The sequence below is a fragment of the Rhizobium sp. 22-785-1 genome (assembly GCF_053521965.1).
In genome coordinates this window covers 419,778-434,129 of record NZ_JBNWDI010000001.1, presented here as the reverse complement: position 1 = coordinate 434,129, position 14,352 = coordinate 419,778, and the positions used below count along the sequence as shown (strand labels likewise).

General features: G+C 57.2%; 24 protein-coding genes. All 24 read left to right on the top strand.

Features of this window, described 5'->3' with window-relative positions:
- Positions 1-72 precede the first annotated feature (72 nt).
- A complete protein-coding gene (gene rpsG, locus ACQZ5M_RS02100; RefSeq protein WP_062425165.1) occupies positions 73-543 on the top strand; it encodes a 30S ribosomal protein S7 in 471 nt (156 codons plus the stop codon).
- Between the two features lie 33 nt (positions 544-576).
- Positions 577-2,676: an elongation factor G gene (fusA, locus tag ACQZ5M_RS02095; RefSeq protein WP_113261681.1), complete on the top strand. Its 2,100-nt coding sequence runs from the start codon at positions 577-579 to the stop codon at positions 2,674-2,676.
- Between the two features lie 65 nt (positions 2,677-2,741).
- Positions 2,742-3,917, top strand: coding sequence for an elongation factor Tu (tuf, locus tag ACQZ5M_RS02090; RefSeq protein WP_296082073.1), 1,176 nt, complete (start codon positions 2,742-2,744; stop codon positions 3,915-3,917).
- Positions 3,918-4,228: 311 nt separating this feature from the next.
- Complete coding sequence (gene rpsJ / locus ACQZ5M_RS02085; RefSeq protein ID WP_003507767.1) at positions 4,229-4,537, top strand: 30S ribosomal protein S10; 309 nt, start codon at positions 4,229-4,231, stop codon at positions 4,535-4,537.
- A 172-nt stretch (positions 4,538-4,709) separates the two neighbouring features.
- A complete protein-coding gene (rplC, locus tag ACQZ5M_RS02080) occupies positions 4,710-5,351 on the top strand; it encodes a 50S ribosomal protein L3 (RefSeq protein ID WP_296038478.1) in 642 nt (213 codons plus the stop codon).
- 12 nt (positions 5,352-5,363) lie between these two features.
- Entirely contained in the window at positions 5,364-5,984 is a 621-nt protein-coding gene (gene rplD / locus ACQZ5M_RS02075) for a 50S ribosomal protein L4 (protein ID WP_296038476.1), read from the top strand.
- Complete coding sequence (locus tag ACQZ5M_RS02070) at positions 5,981-6,274, top strand: 50S ribosomal protein L23 (protein ID WP_296038475.1); 294 nt, start codon at positions 5,981-5,983, stop codon at positions 6,272-6,274. Before rplD ends, ACQZ5M_RS02070 begins: the two co-directional genes overlap by 4 nt.
- A gap of 44 nt (positions 6,275-6,318) precedes the next feature.
- Positions 6,319-7,155, top strand: coding sequence for a 50S ribosomal protein L2 (rplB, locus tag ACQZ5M_RS02065; RefSeq protein WP_062427534.1), 837 nt, complete (start codon positions 6,319-6,321; stop codon positions 7,153-7,155).
- Positions 7,156-7,170: 15 nt separating this feature from the next.
- Positions 7,171-7,449, top strand: a complete 279-nt coding sequence (gene rpsS / locus ACQZ5M_RS02060; protein ID WP_027677425.1) for a 30S ribosomal protein S19 — start codon at positions 7,171-7,173, stop codon at positions 7,447-7,449.
- 2 nt (positions 7,450-7,451) lie between these two features.
- A complete protein-coding gene (gene rplV, locus ACQZ5M_RS02055; RefSeq protein ID WP_296038474.1) occupies positions 7,452-7,841 on the top strand; it encodes a 50S ribosomal protein L22 in 390 nt (129 codons plus the stop codon).
- Positions 7,841-8,572 carry a 30S ribosomal protein S3 gene (gene rpsC / locus ACQZ5M_RS02050; RefSeq protein ID WP_296038473.1) on the top strand — a complete coding sequence of 244 codons (732 nt, stop codon included), beginning with the start codon at positions 7,841-7,843 and terminating at the stop codon, positions 8,570-8,572. Before rplV ends, rpsC begins: the two co-directional genes overlap by 1 nt.
- A 38-nt stretch (positions 8,573-8,610) precedes the next feature.
- Complete coding sequence (rplP, locus tag ACQZ5M_RS02045) at positions 8,611-9,024, top strand: 50S ribosomal protein L16 (RefSeq protein ID WP_027677422.1); 414 nt, start codon at positions 8,611-8,613, stop codon at positions 9,022-9,024.
- A gap of 12 nt (positions 9,025-9,036) precedes the next feature.
- Positions 9,037-9,237 carry a 50S ribosomal protein L29 gene (gene rpmC / locus ACQZ5M_RS02040; RefSeq protein ID WP_027677421.1) on the top strand — a complete coding sequence of 67 codons (201 nt, stop codon included), beginning with the start codon at positions 9,037-9,039 and terminating at the stop codon, positions 9,235-9,237.
- An 11-nt stretch (positions 9,238-9,248) separates the two neighbouring features.
- The gene (rpsQ, locus tag ACQZ5M_RS02035) at positions 9,249-9,485 is read left to right on the top strand and encodes a 30S ribosomal protein S17 (protein ID WP_027677420.1); all 237 of its coding nucleotides are present in this window, start codon (positions 9,249-9,251) and stop codon (positions 9,483-9,485) included.
- 234 nt (positions 9,486-9,719) lie between these two features.
- Positions 9,720-10,088 carry a 50S ribosomal protein L14 gene (gene rplN / locus ACQZ5M_RS02030; protein ID WP_027677419.1) on the top strand — a complete coding sequence of 123 codons (369 nt, stop codon included), beginning with the start codon at positions 9,720-9,722 and terminating at the stop codon, positions 10,086-10,088.
- Between the two features lie 12 nt (positions 10,089-10,100).
- Positions 10,101-10,409: a 50S ribosomal protein L24 gene (gene rplX / locus ACQZ5M_RS02025; RefSeq protein WP_062427531.1), complete on the top strand. Its 309-nt coding sequence runs from the start codon at positions 10,101-10,103 to the stop codon at positions 10,407-10,409.
- Positions 10,402-10,959 (top strand): 50S ribosomal protein L5, encoded by a 558-nt coding sequence (rplE, locus tag ACQZ5M_RS02020; protein WP_296038471.1) that lies wholly within the window; start codon positions 10,402-10,404, stop codon positions 10,957-10,959. The genes rplX and rplE overlap by 8 nt, the downstream gene beginning before the upstream one ends.
- A 33-nt stretch (positions 10,960-10,992) precedes the next feature.
- On the top strand, positions 10,993-11,298 hold the full coding sequence (gene rpsN, locus ACQZ5M_RS02015; protein ID WP_062427529.1) for a 30S ribosomal protein S14: 306 nt from the start codon (positions 10,993-10,995) through the stop codon (positions 11,296-11,298).
- Positions 11,299-11,310: 12 nt separating this feature from the next.
- On the top strand, positions 11,311-11,709 hold the full coding sequence (gene rpsH, locus ACQZ5M_RS02010) for a 30S ribosomal protein S8 (RefSeq protein WP_062427528.1): 399 nt from the start codon (positions 11,311-11,313) through the stop codon (positions 11,707-11,709).
- A 42-nt stretch (positions 11,710-11,751) separates the two neighbouring features.
- Positions 11,752-12,285 (top strand): 50S ribosomal protein L6, encoded by a 534-nt coding sequence (gene rplF / locus ACQZ5M_RS02005; protein ID WP_062427527.1) that lies wholly within the window; start codon positions 11,752-11,754, stop codon positions 12,283-12,285.
- A gap of 12 nt (positions 12,286-12,297) precedes the next feature.
- A complete protein-coding gene (gene rplR / locus ACQZ5M_RS02000; protein ID WP_062427526.1) occupies positions 12,298-12,660 on the top strand; it encodes a 50S ribosomal protein L18 in 363 nt (120 codons plus the stop codon).
- A gap of 127 nt (positions 12,661-12,787) precedes the next feature.
- The gene (rpsE, locus tag ACQZ5M_RS01995; protein WP_027677412.1) at positions 12,788-13,357 is read left to right on the top strand and encodes a 30S ribosomal protein S5; all 570 of its coding nucleotides are present in this window, start codon (positions 12,788-12,790) and stop codon (positions 13,355-13,357) included.
- An 11-nt stretch (positions 13,358-13,368) separates the two neighbouring features.
- Entirely contained in the window at positions 13,369-13,575 is a 207-nt protein-coding gene (gene rpmD, locus ACQZ5M_RS01990; RefSeq protein ID WP_296038469.1) for a 50S ribosomal protein L30, read from the top strand.
- A 16-nt stretch (positions 13,576-13,591) separates the two neighbouring features.
- The gene (rplO, locus tag ACQZ5M_RS01985) at positions 13,592-14,071 is read left to right on the top strand and encodes a 50S ribosomal protein L15 (RefSeq protein ID WP_296075583.1); all 480 of its coding nucleotides are present in this window, start codon (positions 13,592-13,594) and stop codon (positions 14,069-14,071) included.
- The last annotated feature ends 281 nt before the right edge of the window (positions 14,072-14,352 follow it).

Sequence of the window (14,352 nt, the reverse complement as noted above, 5' to 3'; positions counted from 1 at the left end):
GCAATAACAATTCGGCGCTGCGCGAGGTTCTCCGCGTGGTATAGCGTCAATAACAAATGAGAGACAAAGAGTATGTCCCGTCGCCATAGTGCAGAAAAGCGTGAGATCAACCCGGACCCGAAGTTCGGCGATCTGGTCGTCACCAAGTTCATGAATGCCATCATGCTTCACGGCAAGAAGTCTGTCGCCGAAAGCATTGTTTACGGCGCGTTCGACGCCGTGCAGGGCAAGACGAAGCAGGAGCCGCTCGGCGTGTTCCATTCCGCTCTCGACAACGTTGCTCCGCATGTTGAAGTCCGTTCTCGCCGCGTTGGTGGTGCGACATACCAGGTTCCGGTCGACGTTCGTCCGGAGCGCCGCCAGGCTCTCGCCATCCGCTGGCTGATCGCTGCTGCGCGCAAGCGCAACGAAACGACCATGGTTGATCGCCTCTCCGGCGAACTCATGGACGCCGCGAACAACCGCGGATCTGCCGTCAAGAAGCGTGAAGATACGCACAAGATGGCTGATGCTAACCGCGCATTCTCGCACTACCGCTGGTAATCTCAACGGTCGAAGATCGAAAGGCAGTCCATTATGGCTCGCGAATATAAAATCGAAGATTACCGTAACTTCGGTATCATGGCGCATATCGACGCCGGTAAGACGACCACCACCGAGCGTATTCTCTACTACACCGGTAAGTCGCACAAGATCGGTGAAGTTCACGATGGCGCAGCCACGATGGACTGGATGGAGCAGGAGCAAGAGCGTGGCATCACGATCACCTCTGCTGCTACCACGACCTTCTGGAAGGGTCGCGATGGCAAGATGCGCCGTTTCAATATCATCGACACCCCCGGCCACGTCGACTTCACCATTGAAGTTGAGCGTTCGCTGCGCGTTCTCGACGGCGCTATCGCGCTGCTCGACGCCAACGCCGGTGTTGAGCCGCAGACGGAAACCGTCTGGCGTCAGGCAGAGAAGTACAACGTTCCACGTATGATCTTCTGCAACAAGATGGACAAGACGGGTGCTGACTTCTACCGCTCGGTAGAAATGATCAAGACCCGCCTCGGTGCCACTGCTGTCGTCATGCAGCTGCCGATCGGCGCTGAAACGGAATTCAAGGGCGTTATCGACTTGATCGAGATGAATGCTCTGATCTGGCGCGACGAATCCCTCGGCGCCCAGTGGGACGTCGTCGAAATTCCAGAAGACATGAAGGCCAAGGCTGAAGAATATCGTGAAAAGCTGATCGAGACTGTTGTCGAGATCGACGAAGAAGCGATGGAAGCCTACCTCGAAGGCAACTACCCGGACAACGAAAAGATCCGTCAGCTCGTTCGTCGCGGCACCATCGACGTGAAGTTCCACCCGATGTTCTGCGGTACCGCGTTCAAGAACAAGGGCGTTCAGCCACTTCTCGACGCTGTTGTCGATTACCTGCCTTCTCCGCTGGACATTCCGGCGATCAAGGGCATCGACTTCAAGACGGAAGCCGAAATCGAGCGTCACGCTGACGACGCCGAGCCGCTGTCCATGCTCGCGTTCAAGATCATGAACGACCCCTTCGTCGGTTCGCTCACCTTCGCGCGTATCTACTCGGGCAAGCTCGAAAAGGGCACATCCGTTATCAACACGGTCAAGGACAAGCGCGAGCGCGTCGGCCGTATGCTTCAGATGCACTCCAACAGCCGTGAAGACATCGAAGAAGCCTTTGCTGGCGACATCGTTGCTCTAGCGGGCCTCAAGGAAACCACGACGGGCGACACGCTTTGCGATCCGTTGAAGCCGGTTATCCTCGAGCGTATGGAATTCCCTGAGCCGGTTATCCAGATCGCGATCGAGCCGAAGACCAAGGGCGACCAGGAAAAGATGGGCCTCGCGCTTAACCGCCTGGCTGCTGAAGATCCTTCGTTCCGCGTCAAGACGGACGAAGAATCCGGTCAGACGATCATTGCCGGCATGGGCGAACTTCACCTCGACATTCTCGTTGACCGTATGCGTCGCGAGTTCAAGGTTGAAGCCACCGTTGGCGCTCCGCAGGTTGCTTACCGTGAAACGATCACGCGTCTGCACGAAGAAGATTACACCCACAAGAAGCAGTCCGGTGGTACCGGTCAGTTCGCTCGTGTCAAGATCATCTTCGAACCGAACCCAGAAGGCGAAGACTTCAAGTTCGAATCCAAGATCGTTGGTGGTGCTGTTCCGAAGGAATACATCCCAGGCGTTCAGAAGGGTATCGAAAGCGTTCTGTCTTCCGGTCCTCTGGCTGGCTTCCCGATGCTCGGTGTCAAGGCAACGCTCATCGATGGTGCATACCACGATGTTGACTCGTCTGTCCTGGCGTTCGAAATTGCATCGCGTGCCTGCTTCCGCGAAGCAGCGAAGAAGGCTGGTGCACAGCTTCTCGAGCCGATGATGAAGGTGGAAGTCGTAACTCCTGAAGATTACGTCGGTGACGTGATCGGCGATCTGAACTCGCGTCGCGGTCAGATCCAGGGTCAGGAATCGCGTGGCATCACCATCGTGATCAGCGCTCACGTTCCGCTGGCCAACATGTTCAAGTACGTCGACAACCTTCGTTCGATGTCTCAGGGCCGTGCACAGTATTCGATGACATTCGATCACTATGCGCCGGTTCCGAGCAACGTTGCTGCCGACATCCAGGCAAAGTACTCCGGTCAGAAGTGATCGGGGTACGCCCCAAACGAGATTTAGAGTTTATTCCCGCTTAGGGACAAGATGGAGAGCCACTAATGGCAAAGAGCAAGTTTGAGCGGACGAAGCCGCACGTCAACATCGGCACGATCGGTCACGTTGACCACGGCAAGACGTCTCTGACGGCAGCGATCACGAAGTTCTTCGGCGAGTTCAAGGCGTATGACCAGATCGACGCCGCTCCTGAAGAAAAGGCTCGTGGTATCACGATTTCGACGGCACACGTTGAGTATGAGACGCCGAACCGTCACTACGCTCACGTTGACTGCCCCGGCCACGCCGACTACGTGAAGAACATGATCACCGGTGCTGCCCAGATGGACGGCGCGATCCTGGTCTGCTCCGCTGCTGACGGCCCGATGCCGCAGACGCGCGAGCACATCCTGCTTGCTCGCCAGGTTGGCGTTCCGGCGATCGTCGTGTTCCTCAACAAGGTCGATCAGGTTGACGACGCAGAACTTCTCGAGCTCGTCGAGCTTGAAGTTCGCGAACTTCTGTCGTCCTACGACTTCCCAGGCGACGACATTCCGATCGTCAAGGGTTCGGCACTGGCCGCTCTCGAAGATTCCGACAAGAAGATCGGTGAAGACGCAATCCGCGAGCTGATGGCTCAGGTTGACGCCTACATCCCGACGCCTGAGCGTCCGATCGACCAGCCGTTCCTGATGCCGATCGAAGACGTGTTCTCGATCTCTGGTCGTGGTACGGTTGTGACGGGTCGCGTTGAGCGCGGTATCGTCAAGGTTGGTGAAGAAGTCGAAATCGTCGGCATCCGCGCGACGTCGAAGACGACTGTTACCGGCGTTGAAATGTTCCGCAAGCTGCTCGATCAGGGCCAGGCTGGCGACAACATCGGTGCTCTGGTTCGTGGCGTACAGCGCGATGGCGTTGAGCGTGGCCAGATTCTCTGCAAGCCAGGTTCTGTCAAGCCGCACAAGAAGTTCATGGCAGAAGCCTACATCCTGACGAAGGAAGAAGGCGGCCGTCATACGCCGTTCTTCACGAACTACCGTCCGCAGTTCTACTTCCGTACGACTGACGTTACCGGTATCGTTTCGCTTCCAGAAGGCACGGAAATGGTTATGCCTGGCGATAACGTCACTGTTGAAGTCGAGCTGATCGTTCCGATCGCGATGGAAGAAAAGCTGCGCTTCGCTATCCGCGAAGGTGGCCGTACCGTTGGCGCCGGCATCGTTGCCTCGATCATCGAGTAATCTCGACGTTTGAAATTATGTCTGACGGCGGTGCAAAAACACCGCCGTCAGCCGTTTGATGAAAAAGCGTATGGGCGCTGCACTTTTAGTGCTTGAAAATTTCGGTGAAAGCGCGTAAACGCGCACTCACGTTCACCGCTGGATTCGCAACGGCTTGCGAGTCCCGGTGATTTCGCAATACAGACTACTGAAATGATTGGGGTGCGCCTTTCGCATTCCTCTCGATTTTTGAAAATCTGCGGCGCCACGATTAACTAGGTTCATGTATTTCCGCGTGCGGAAATCAATAATAAAGAACAAGGACAAGACGAATGAACGGCCAGAATATCCGTATCCGCCTCAAGGCGTTTGACCACCGGATCCTCGATGCCTCTACCCGTGAAATCGTGTCGACCGCCAAGCGCACCGGCGCCAGCGTTCGCGGCCCGGTTCCGCTGCCGACCCGCATTGAAAAATTCACTGTTAACCGCTCTCCCCACGTGGACAAGAAGAGCCGTGAGCAGTTCGAAATGCGGACGCACAAGCGTCTTCTCGACATCGTTGACCCCACCCCGCAGACTGTTGACGCGCTGATGAAGCTTGACCTCGCTGCTGGCGTTGACGTGGAAATCAAGCTCTAAGACCTCGGCCTGACCTTGCGAAAGTAAGGGCCGATATAACAAGGAAGGTACGTGGAGCAATCCAACGTCTTCCAATCCGGAGACCGGAAACATCGTGAGATGTCGAAGGGAACTCCTTAACAAAAGGCCGAGCAAGGGTTTTCCCTTCAAGGCTCGCAAGAGGATTGAACCAATGCGTTCAGGTGTGATTGCACAGAAAGTGGGAATGACCCGCGTCTACAACGACGCTGGTGAGCATATTCCCGTAACGGTCCTGCGTCTGGATAACGTACAAGTCGTTGCCCAGCGTACGGAAGACAAGAATGGCTATACCGCAGTTCAGCTCGGTGCAGGCCAGTCCAAGGTCAAGAACACGACAAAGGCGCTCCGTGGCCACTTCGCCGCTGCCAATGTCGAGCCGAAAGCTAAGCTCGTCGAATTCCGGGTCTCGTCCGAGAACCTGATCGACGTCGGTGCAACACTGACCGCAAATCATTTTCAAGCCGGCCAGCTGGTCGACGTAACCGGAACAACGATCGGTAAGGGTTTTGCCGGTTCGATGAAGCGTCACAACTTCGGTGGTGGCCGCGCATCGCACGGTAACTCGATCTCTCACCGTGCGCACGGTTCGACGGGTTCCAACCAGGATCCGGGCCGCGTGTGGAAGGGTAAGCGCATGGCTGGTCACATGGGCCAGACTCGCGTCACCACCCAGAACCTGGAAGTGGTTTCGACCGATGAGGATCGCGGTCTGATCCTCGTGAAGGGCGCCGTTCCCGGTTCCAAGGGTTCCTGGATCATCGTCCGCGACGCCGTCAAGTCGGCTGCGAAGTAAGGGAGCCTTATCATGGAATTGAACGTCACGACCCTCGAGGGAAAAGACGCCGGCAAGGTAGCCCTGTCGGACGAAATCTTCGGCCTCGACCCACGCCAGGACATCCTGGCCCGCGTTGTGCGCTGGCAGCTTGCTAAGAAGCAGCAGGGCACGCACAAGACCAAGAACCGTTCGGAAGTTTCCCGCACGGGTGCAAAGATGTACAAGCAGAAGGGTACGGGCCGCGCTCGTCACCATTCGGCTCGCGCACCGCAGTTCCGCGGCGGCGGCAAGGCCCACGGCCCAGTCGTTCGCAGCCACGCTCACGACCTTCCCAAGAAGGTTCGCGCGCTCGGCCTGCGTCTCGCCCTGTCTGCAAAGGCAAAGGCTGAAGAACTGATCATCGTCGATCAGCTGATTGCATCGGACGCAAAGACAAAGGCTCTGCTGGGCAACTTCGCTTCGCTCGGCCTGACCAACGCTCTCGTTATCGGCGGCGCAGAACTTGACGGCAACTTCAAGCTCGCAGCTCAGAACATCCCGAACGTGGACGTTCTGCCGGTACAGGGCATCAATGTTTACGACATCCTGCGCCGTGGCAAGCTCGTGCTTTCCAAGGCTGCTGTAGAGGCTCTGGAGGAGCGGTTCAAATGACGGATCTTCGCCACTACGATGTGATCGTGTCTCCCTCGATCACGGAAAAGTCGACGCTGGTATCCGAACAGAACCAGGTCGTATTCAACGTCGCCAAGGACGCTTCCAAGCCTGAAATCAAGGCTGCCGTGGAAGCTCTCTTCGGCGTCAAGGTCACGGGTGTGAACACGCTTATCCGCAAGGGTAAGACGCGCCGTTTCCGTGGATTCGCTGGCAAGAAGAAGGACGTCAAGAAGGCGATCGTGACACTTGCTGAAGGTCAATCCATCGACGTGTCCACCGGACTCTAAAGGTTAGGCCCAAGCGGGCAAAGACCCAAAAGGGAACAAATACAATGGCATTGAAAAGTTTCAATCCGACCACACCTAGCCAGCGCCAGCTGGTTATTGTGGACCGTGCTTCGCTCTACAAGGGCAAGCCGGTAAAGGCTCTTACACAGGGCCTCAGCTCGAAGGGTGGCCGTAACAACCAGGGCCGGATCACCGTTCGTTTCCAGGGCGGCGGTCACAAGCGGACCTACCGTCTGGTAGACTTCAAGCGTCGCAAGTTCGACGTTGAAGGTACGGTTGAACGTCTGGAATATGACCCGAACCGCACCGCATTCATCGCGCTCGTGACATACACGGACGGCGAACAGGCTTACATTCTCGCGCCACAGCGTCTTGCTGCTGGTGACAAGGTGATCGCCTCCGACAAGGCAGTGGACGTAAAGCCCGGCAACACAATGCCGCTGCAGTTCATTCCTGTCGGCTCGATCATCCATAACGTCGAGATGAAGCCGGGCAAGGGCGGTCAGATCGCTCGCTCCGCCGGTACCTATGCACAGCTCGTTGGCCGCGATGCCGGTATGGCGATCCTGCGTCTCAACTCGGGTGAACAGCGTCTGGTGCATGGCTCCTGCCTCGCATCCATCGGTGCTGTTTCCAACGCTGATCACGGCAACATCAACGACGGCAAGGCTGGTCGTTCGCGTTGGCGCGGCAAGCGTCCGCATGTTCGCGGCGTCGTTATGAACCCGGTCGACCACCCTCACGGTGGTGGTGAAGGTCGCACGTCCGGTGGTCGTCATCCTGTGACGCCATGGGGCAAGCCCACCAAGGGCAAGCGTACCCGCTCGAACAAGTCGACCGACAAGTTCATCATGCGTTCGCGCCATCAGCGCAAGAAGTAAGAGAGGAAGTCTCAAGTGGCTCGTTCAGTATGGAAAGGTCCGTTTGTTGACGGCTATCTTCTCGCTAAGGCTGAGAAGGTGCGCGCAGGCGGCCGCAGTGAAGTAATCAAGATCTGGAGCCGTCGCTCCACGATCCTGCCGCAGTTCGTTGGTCTTACCTTCGGCGTTTACAACGGCAGCAAGCATGTGCCCGTCTCTGTCAACGAAGACATGGTCGGTCACAAGTTCGGTGAATTCTCTCCGACCCGGACCTATTACGGTCATGGCGCGGACAAGAAGGCAAAGAGGAAGTAATCATGGCGAAGGCTAAGACCGAACGCCGGCTGAAGGACAACGAGGCTCAGGCCGTTGCCCGTACGCTTCGCGTCAGCCCCCAGAAACTGAACCTGGTTGCCGCTCTTATCCGTGGCAAGAAGGTTGATCGCGCTCTCGCCGAGCTCGAGTTCTCGCGCAAGCGTATCGCTTCCACCGTCAAGAAGACGCTGGAATCGGCTATCGCGAACGCCGAAAACAACCATGACCTCGACGTCGACGCTCTCGTCGTCGCCGAGGCCTATGTTGGCAAGTCCATCACCATGAAGCGCTTCCACGCTCGTGGCCGTGGCCGTGCATCGCGCATCGAAAAGCCGTTCTCGCACCTCACGATCGTTGTTCGTGAAGTCGAGGAAAAAGGGGAGGCCGCATAATGGGTCAGAAAATCAATCCAATCGGCTTCCGCCTGGGCATCAACCGTACGTGGGACAGCCGTTGGTACGCTGACACTGCCGAGTACGGTAACCTTCTGCATGAAGACCTTGCTATCCGTGCCTACCTCGTGAAGGAACTGAAGCAGGCTGGTATTGCAAAGGTCGTTATCGAGCGCCCACACAAGAAGTGCCGCGTTACGATCCACTCCGCTCGTCCGGGCCTCATCATCGGCAAGAAGGGCGCTGACATCGAGAAGCTTCGCAAGAAGATCTCGGAGATGACCAGCTCCGAAACGCATCTCAACATCGTTGAAGTGCGCAAGCCGGAAGTCGACGCAACGCTCGTTGCACAGTCGATCGCCCAGCAGCTGGAACGCCGCGTGGCTTTCCGTCGCGCCATGAAGCGCGCCGTACAGTCCGCTCTGCGCCTCGGCGCGGAAGGCATCAAGATCACCTGCGCAGGCCGTCTCGGCGGCGCGGAAATCGCTCGTACCGAATGGTACCGCGAAGGCCGCGTTCCGCTTCACACGCTGCGTGCAGACATCGACTACGGTACGGCTGAAGCCGAAACCGCATTCGGCATCTGCGGCATCAAGGTCTGGATCTTCAAGGGCGAAATCCTTGAGCACGATCCAATGGCTTCCGAGCGTCGTGCGCTCGAAGGCGATGCTCAGGGTCCTGCAAGCCGTGAGCGTGGCGATCGCAACGATCGTCGTCGCGAAAACGCTTGATTGACGCTGGCGAAAGATAAGCTCGGAGAAGTAAGAAAATGTTGCAGCCAAAGCGTACTAAGTACCGCAAGCAGTTCAAGGGACGCATCAAGGGCGTCGCCAAGGGCGGCTTTGACCTGGCATTCGGTGAATTCGGCTTGAAGTCGCAGGAACCGAACCGCGTGAATGCACGCGAGATCGAGGCGGCCCGCCGCGCGATCACGCGTTACATGAAGCGCGCAGGTCGCGTTTGGATCCGCGTATTCCCCGATACTCCGGTTACGGCTAAGCCGACCGAAGTTCGTATGGGTAAGGGTAAGGGTTCGGTTGATTACTGGGCATGCAAAGTCAAGCCCGGTCGTATGATGTTCGAGATCGACGGTGTTTCCGAGGAGATCGCCCGTGAGGCGCTTCGTCTCGGCGCTGCCAAGCTCTCGGTCAAGACGCGCTTCGTACAGCGCATCGCAGAGTAAGGAGCAAGGCAAATGAAAGCCGAAGATATTCGCGGCCTCAGCGCCGACCAGCTCAAGGACAAGTTGGCTGACCTGAAGAAGGAACAGTTCAACCTGCGTTTCCAGAAGGCCACTGGCCAGCTTGAAAAGTCCTCGCGCATCAACGAAGTCCGTAAGGACATCGCCCGGATCAAAACCATTGCTGCCCAAAAGGCCGCAGAAGCCAAGGCCTAAGGAAGAATACTATGCCTAAACGCATTCTCCAGGGCGTCGTTGTATCCGACAAGAACGAGAAGACTGTCGTAGTTCGCGTTGAGCGTCGATTCGCTCACCCGCTGCTGCAGAAGACCGTTCGTCGTTCGAAGAAGTACAAGGCGCACGACGAAAACAACCAGTACAAGGTCGGCGATGTGGTTTCCATTGAGGAATGCGCACCGATCTCCAAGGATAAGCGCTGGACGGTTGTTGCCGCTCACGCTTAATTTCAACGGAATCGCGCCAGGTCTATTGCACTTGGCGCGAAAATCTGTATGAAGCAGCGCAAGGACGCTCGTAACCCGAGCGTCTTTTGCTTTGATGCGCACGGAAGGTCCCTTTGGGAAACCACCCTGGCAAGTTTCTTCCGCGCAAAGACAGAGATTTCATAAGCTGGAACAGGGGGCAGCGTCCATGATGTGTGCCCAACCGGTCCGGTAACAACAAGAAGGCGACCTGACATGATTCAGATGCAAACAAACCTCGACGTGGCGGATAATTCCGGCGCACGTCGTGTCATGTGCATCAAGGTGCTGGGCGGCTCCAAGCGCAAGTACGCTTCCGTGGGCGACATTATCGTCGTTTCCATCAAGGAAGCTATTCCGCGCGGCCGCGTCAAGAAGGGCGACGTGATGAAGGCGGTTGTTGTGCGTACCGCTAAAGACATCCGCCGCGCCGACGGCAGCGTCATCCGTTTCGATAACAACGCAGCTGTTCTTATCGACAACAAGAAAGAGCCGATCGGCACCCGTATCTTCGGACCGGTTCCTCGCGAGCTTCGCGGTAAGAACCACATGAAGATCATCTCGCTGGCTCCAGAAGTACTGTAAGGAGCACGAGCGATGCAGAAGATTCGTAAAGGCGACAAGGTTGTCGTATTGACCGGTAAGGACAAGGGCCGTACCGGCGAAGTAATCCAGGTAATGCCGAAGGAAGACCGTGCTGTTGTGCGTGGCGTAAACATGGTGAAGCGTCACCAGCGCCAGACCCAGAGCCAGGAAGCCGGCATTATCAACAAGGAAGCATCCTTGCACATCTCCAACATCGCCATCGCCGATAAGGATGGCAAGCCGACTCGCGTTGGCTTCAAGGTTGTAGAGGGCAAGAAGGTCCGTGTGGCCAAGCGTTCGGGAGAAGTCATCGATGGCTGAGACCAAGTACGAACCGCGTCTCAAGACGGAATACGTCAACCGTATCCGCGGCGCCATGCAGGAGAAGTTCTCCTACGCTAACGTCATGATGATCCCGAAGCTGGAAAAGATCGTCATCAACATGGGTGTGGGTGAGGCGACTGCCGACTCCAAGAAGCCCACGGTTGCTGCCGGCGATCTGGCTGCTATTGCAGGTCAGAAGCCAGTCGTAACCCGCGCCCGCAACTCGATTGCTGGCTTCAAGGTTCGCGAAGGCATGCCAATCGGTGCGAAGGTTACCCTTCGTGGCGCACGCATGTACGAATTCCTTGATCGTCTGGTCAACATCGCGCTTCCGCGCGTTCGCGACTTCCGGGGCCTGAACCCGAAGAGCTTTGACGGCCGTGGCAACTTCGCCATGGGCATCAAGGAGCACATTGTGTTCCCAGAAATCAACTACGACAAGGTTGATCAGATGTGGGGCATGGACATCATCGTTTGCACGACGGCTCCGACCGACGACGAAGCACGGGCTCTTTTGACAGAGTTCAACTTCCCGTTCCGTCAGTAACCGTAACGACGAGCGTAGAAAAGGAACTCCGATATGGCGAAAACAAGCGCAGTTGAAAAGAACAAGCGCCGCCGCAAGACAGTTGCCTCCCAGGCCGGCAAGCGTGCCGCCCTCAAGGCCATCGTCATGAACCAGTCCCTTCCGATCGAAGAGCGGTTCCAGGCAACTCTGAAGCTCGCTTCGCTGCCGCGTGACGGCTCGAAGACGCGTATCCGCAACCGCTGCGAAGTAACGGGCCGTCCGCGCGCGTTCTATCGCAAGCTCAAGATGTCGCGTATCGCGCTTCGTGAGCTGGGCAATTCCGGCAAGGTGCCGGGCATTGTCAAGTCGAGCTGGTAAGGAGACGGGCACATGACCATGACTGATCCTTTGGGTGATATGCTCACCCGCATCCGCAATGGTGCTTCCCGTCGCAAGTCTTCGGTTAGCACGCCTGCTTCCAGCCTCCGCGCACGCGTTCTCGACGTGCTGCAGGCTGAAGGCTACATACGCGGTTATTCCAAGGTCGATTTTGAAAACGGCAAGTCCGAGTTCACCATCGAACTGAAGTATTACGAAGGTGCGTCGGTGATCCGTGAGATCGGCCGCGTATCCAAGCCGGGCCGCCGAGTTTATGTCTCGGTTAAGTCCATTCCGCAGGTCGCGAACGGCCTCGGCATCACCATCCTTTCGACACCGAAGGGCGTGATGGCCGATCACCAGGCTCGCGAACAGAACGTTGGTGGCGAGGTTCTCTGCTCGGTCTTCTAAGGCCGAGTAAGGATCTCCGTAACGGACAGACAGGATAGAAATATGTCTCGTATCGGTAAAAAGCCCGTTCAGGTTCCCGCAGGTGTGACGGCCAACGTTGAAGGCCAGAAGATTACTGCCAAGGGTCCGAAGGGCGAACTGTTCTTCGTCGCAAATGACGACATCCAGCTCAAGCTGGAAGACAACGGCGTTTCGGTACAGCCGTCCAACAACACCAAGGAAGCTCGTTCGAAGTGGGGCATGTCCCGCACCATGATCGAGAACATCTTCAAGGGTGTTAAGGATGGCTACGAGCGCAAGCTCGAAATCAACGGCGTTGGTTACCGTGCAGCCATGCAGGGCAAGAACCTGCAGCTGGCACTCGGTTTCTCGCACGACGTTGTCTACGAGCCGCCGCAGGGCATCACCATCGCCGTGCCGAAGCCGACGGAAATCATCGTTTCCGGCATCAACAAGCAGCAGGTCGGTCAGGTTGCCGCGGAAATCCGCGAATACCGTGGTCCCGAGCCCTACAAGGGTAAAGGCGTCAAGTACGCTGAAGAACGGATCGTCCGCAAAGAAGGCAAGAAGAAGTAAGGAACTCGCGAAATGGCTAGCAGGAAAGAAGCACTTGCACGTCGTGCGAACCGTGTACGCCGCCAGCTCAAGGCGGTTGCTAACGGTCGCCCGCGCCTGTCGGTTCATCGCTCGTCGAAGAACATCTACGCTCAGATCATCGATGATGTTGCAGGCAAGACGCTCGCGTCTGCCTCCACGCTCGAAGCCGATCTGCGCTCGTCGCTGAAGACCGGCGCTGACGTTGCGGCAGCTGCCGTTGTTGGCAAGCTGGTTGCCGAGCGCGCTGGCAAGGCTGGCGTCAAGGATGTCGTATTCGACCGTGGCGCATTCATCTATCACGGCCGCGTTAAGGCCCTGGCAGATGCTGCCCGCGAAGGCGGTCTGAACTTCTAAGACTTTATCCACCCGGGCGTGATCGCGCCGGGTGGATTTTCACCGGGCCAACCGGGCTTCAGCAATGGAGCCGGAGGGCCTACTTTCGTTTGCCGTTCGATACCGGAAAAGAAAAAGGAAAAGGACAATGGCACAGGAAAAAAGAGGTTCTCGCGACGATCGCCAGAACCGCGAAGAGCGCGATAGCGAGTTCGTCGACAAGCTGGTCGCGATCAACCGCGTTGCAAAGGTTGTTAAGGGTGGCCGTCGTTTCGGCTTCGCCGCTCTCGTTGTTGTTGGCGACCAGAAGGGCCGCGTTGGCTTCGGTCACGGCAAGGCTCGTGAAGTTCCAGAAGCAATCCGCAAGGCGACTGAAGCTGCCAAGCGCGATCTGATCTTCGTTCCGCTGCGCGATGGCCGTACGCTGCATCACGACGTTAACGGTCGCCACGGCGCCGGCAAGGTTCTGCTGCGTTCCGCCAAGGCTGGTACCGGTATCATCGCCGGTGGTCCAATGCGCGCCGTTTTCGAAACGCTCGGCGTTCACGACGTTGTTGCCAAGTCCACGGGCTCTTCGAACCCGTACAACATGGTTCGTGCAACGTTCGACGCTCTGAAGCATCAGGTTCATCCCAAGGACATCGCTGCTCAGCGCGGTCTGAAGTATGCAACCCTTCAGGCACGTCGCGTCGCGTCCGGCGTCGCTTCTGAAGAGTAAGGATCTGGATCATGGCCAAGACTACAACTGAAGCCAAGAAGACTGTCACGGTCGAACAGATCGGCAGCCCAAATCGCCGCCCGGAGATCCAGCGTCAGACGCTGATCGGCCTGGGTCTTAACAAGATGCACCGTCAGCGCACGCTGGAAGATACGCCTTCTGTTCGTGGCATGATTCGTGCGGTCCAGCATCTCGTTCGCGTCGTAGACGAGAAGTGAGACGGAGGAACCTATCATGAAACTCAATGAAATCAGAGACAACGAAGGCGCCACCAAGGACCGTATCCGCGTAGGTCGCGGTATTGGTTCCGGCAAGGGCAAGACCGGTGGTCGCGGCGTCAAGGGTCAGAAGGCTCGTTCGGGCGTTGCTATCAACGGCTTCGAAGGCGGTCAGATGCCAATCTACCGTCGTCTACCGAAGCGCGGCTTCAACAACATCTTCGCTTCCGAATACGTCACCGTTTCTCTCGGTCGCGTTCAGGCTGCTATCGATGCTGGCAAGTTGGACGCCAAGGCAACGGTTGATGCCGCTGCTCTCAAGGCTGCTGGTGTTATCCGTCGTCCGAAGGACGGCGTTCGCATTCTGGCCGATGGCGAGCTTAAGGCAAAGGTGGCTTTCGAAGTCGCTGGCGCTTCCAAGCCTGCTCTTGAAAAAATCGAGAAGGCTGGTGGTTCCATCAAGCTTCTCGTTGTTGCGCCGGAAGCTTCCGAGTAATATATGGTGTCTGAACGCCCGGGGTGTTTCGCCCCGGGCGTTTCTCTTTACGCTACGTAAGTCTTTGAAAATCTAATCGATTTGACGGATCTGCGCAGCGACTCATTGCGACTTTGCATGTCTCGCGCTCAAAATGCCGCAGCTTGCAGCGCAAGTGAGAGCCTCACAGTTCTTGAACCCCTTTGACCTTGAACTCGGTAGGGGGAGGGGATAGGACATACGAAAACAAGGGTGAGGCATGATTGCGGCGCAACAGTCGCTTTCCGTCCGAAGCCCGGTTT

Excerpts from the sequence above, each read along its gene's own strand:
- rpsH (WP_062427528.1), top strand. The coding sequence starts at position 11,311 with ATGACCATGACTGATCCTTTGGGTGATATGCTCACCCGCATCCGCAAT.
- rplP (WP_027677422.1), top strand. The coding sequence starts at position 8,611 with ATGTTGCAGCCAAAGCGTACTAAGTACCGCAAGCAGTTCAAGGGACGC.
- tuf (WP_296082073.1), top strand. The coding sequence starts at position 2,742 with ATGGCAAAGAGCAAGTTTGAGCGGACGAAGCCGCACGTCAACATCGGC.
- rpsJ (WP_003507767.1), top strand. The coding sequence starts at position 4,229 with ATGAACGGCCAGAATATCCGTATCCGCCTCAAGGCGTTTGACCACCGG.
- rplB (WP_062427534.1), top strand. The coding sequence starts at position 6,319 with ATGGCATTGAAAAGTTTCAATCCGACCACACCTAGCCAGCGCCAGCTG.
- rplX (WP_062427531.1), top strand. The coding sequence starts at position 10,101 with ATGCAGAAGATTCGTAAAGGCGACAAGGTTGTCGTATTGACCGGTAAG.
- rplD (WP_296038476.1), top strand. The coding sequence starts at position 5,364 with ATGGAATTGAACGTCACGACCCTCGAGGGAAAAGACGCCGGCAAGGTA.
- rpsE (WP_027677412.1), top strand. The coding sequence starts at position 12,788 with ATGGCACAGGAAAAAAGAGGTTCTCGCGACGATCGCCAGAACCGCGAA.
- rplV (WP_296038474.1), top strand. The coding sequence starts at position 7,452 with ATGGCGAAGGCTAAGACCGAACGCCGGCTGAAGGACAACGAGGCTCAG.
- rpsN (WP_062427529.1), top strand. The coding sequence starts at position 10,993 with ATGGCGAAAACAAGCGCAGTTGAAAAGAACAAGCGCCGCCGCAAGACA.
- rpmD (WP_296038469.1), top strand. The coding sequence starts at position 13,369 with ATGGCCAAGACTACAACTGAAGCCAAGAAGACTGTCACGGTCGAACAG.
- rpsC (WP_296038473.1), top strand. The coding sequence starts at position 7,841 with ATGGGTCAGAAAATCAATCCAATCGGCTTCCGCCTGGGCATCAACCGT.
- rplR (WP_062427526.1), top strand. The coding sequence starts at position 12,298 with ATGGCTAGCAGGAAAGAAGCACTTGCACGTCGTGCGAACCGTGTACGC.
- rplN (WP_027677419.1), top strand. The coding sequence starts at position 9,720 with ATGATTCAGATGCAAACAAACCTCGACGTGGCGGATAATTCCGGCGCA.
- ACQZ5M_RS02070 (WP_296038475.1), top strand. The coding sequence starts at position 5,981 with ATGACGGATCTTCGCCACTACGATGTGATCGTGTCTCCCTCGATCACG.
- rpmC (WP_027677421.1), top strand. The coding sequence starts at position 9,037 with ATGAAAGCCGAAGATATTCGCGGCCTCAGCGCCGACCAGCTCAAGGAC.
- rplF (WP_062427527.1), top strand. The coding sequence starts at position 11,752 with ATGTCTCGTATCGGTAAAAAGCCCGTTCAGGTTCCCGCAGGTGTGACG.
- rpsQ (WP_027677420.1), top strand. The coding sequence starts at position 9,249 with ATGCCTAAACGCATTCTCCAGGGCGTCGTTGTATCCGACAAGAACGAG.
- rplC (WP_296038478.1), top strand. The coding sequence starts at position 4,710 with ATGCGTTCAGGTGTGATTGCACAGAAAGTGGGAATGACCCGCGTCTAC.
- rpsG (WP_062425165.1), top strand. The coding sequence starts at position 73 with ATGTCCCGTCGCCATAGTGCAGAAAAGCGTGAGATCAACCCGGACCCG.
- fusA (WP_113261681.1), top strand. The coding sequence starts at position 577 with ATGGCTCGCGAATATAAAATCGAAGATTACCGTAACTTCGGTATCATG.
- rplO (WP_296075583.1), top strand. The coding sequence starts at position 13,592 with ATGAAACTCAATGAAATCAGAGACAACGAAGGCGCCACCAAGGACCGT.
- rplE (WP_296038471.1), top strand. The coding sequence starts at position 10,402 with ATGGCTGAGACCAAGTACGAACCGCGTCTCAAGACGGAATACGTCAAC.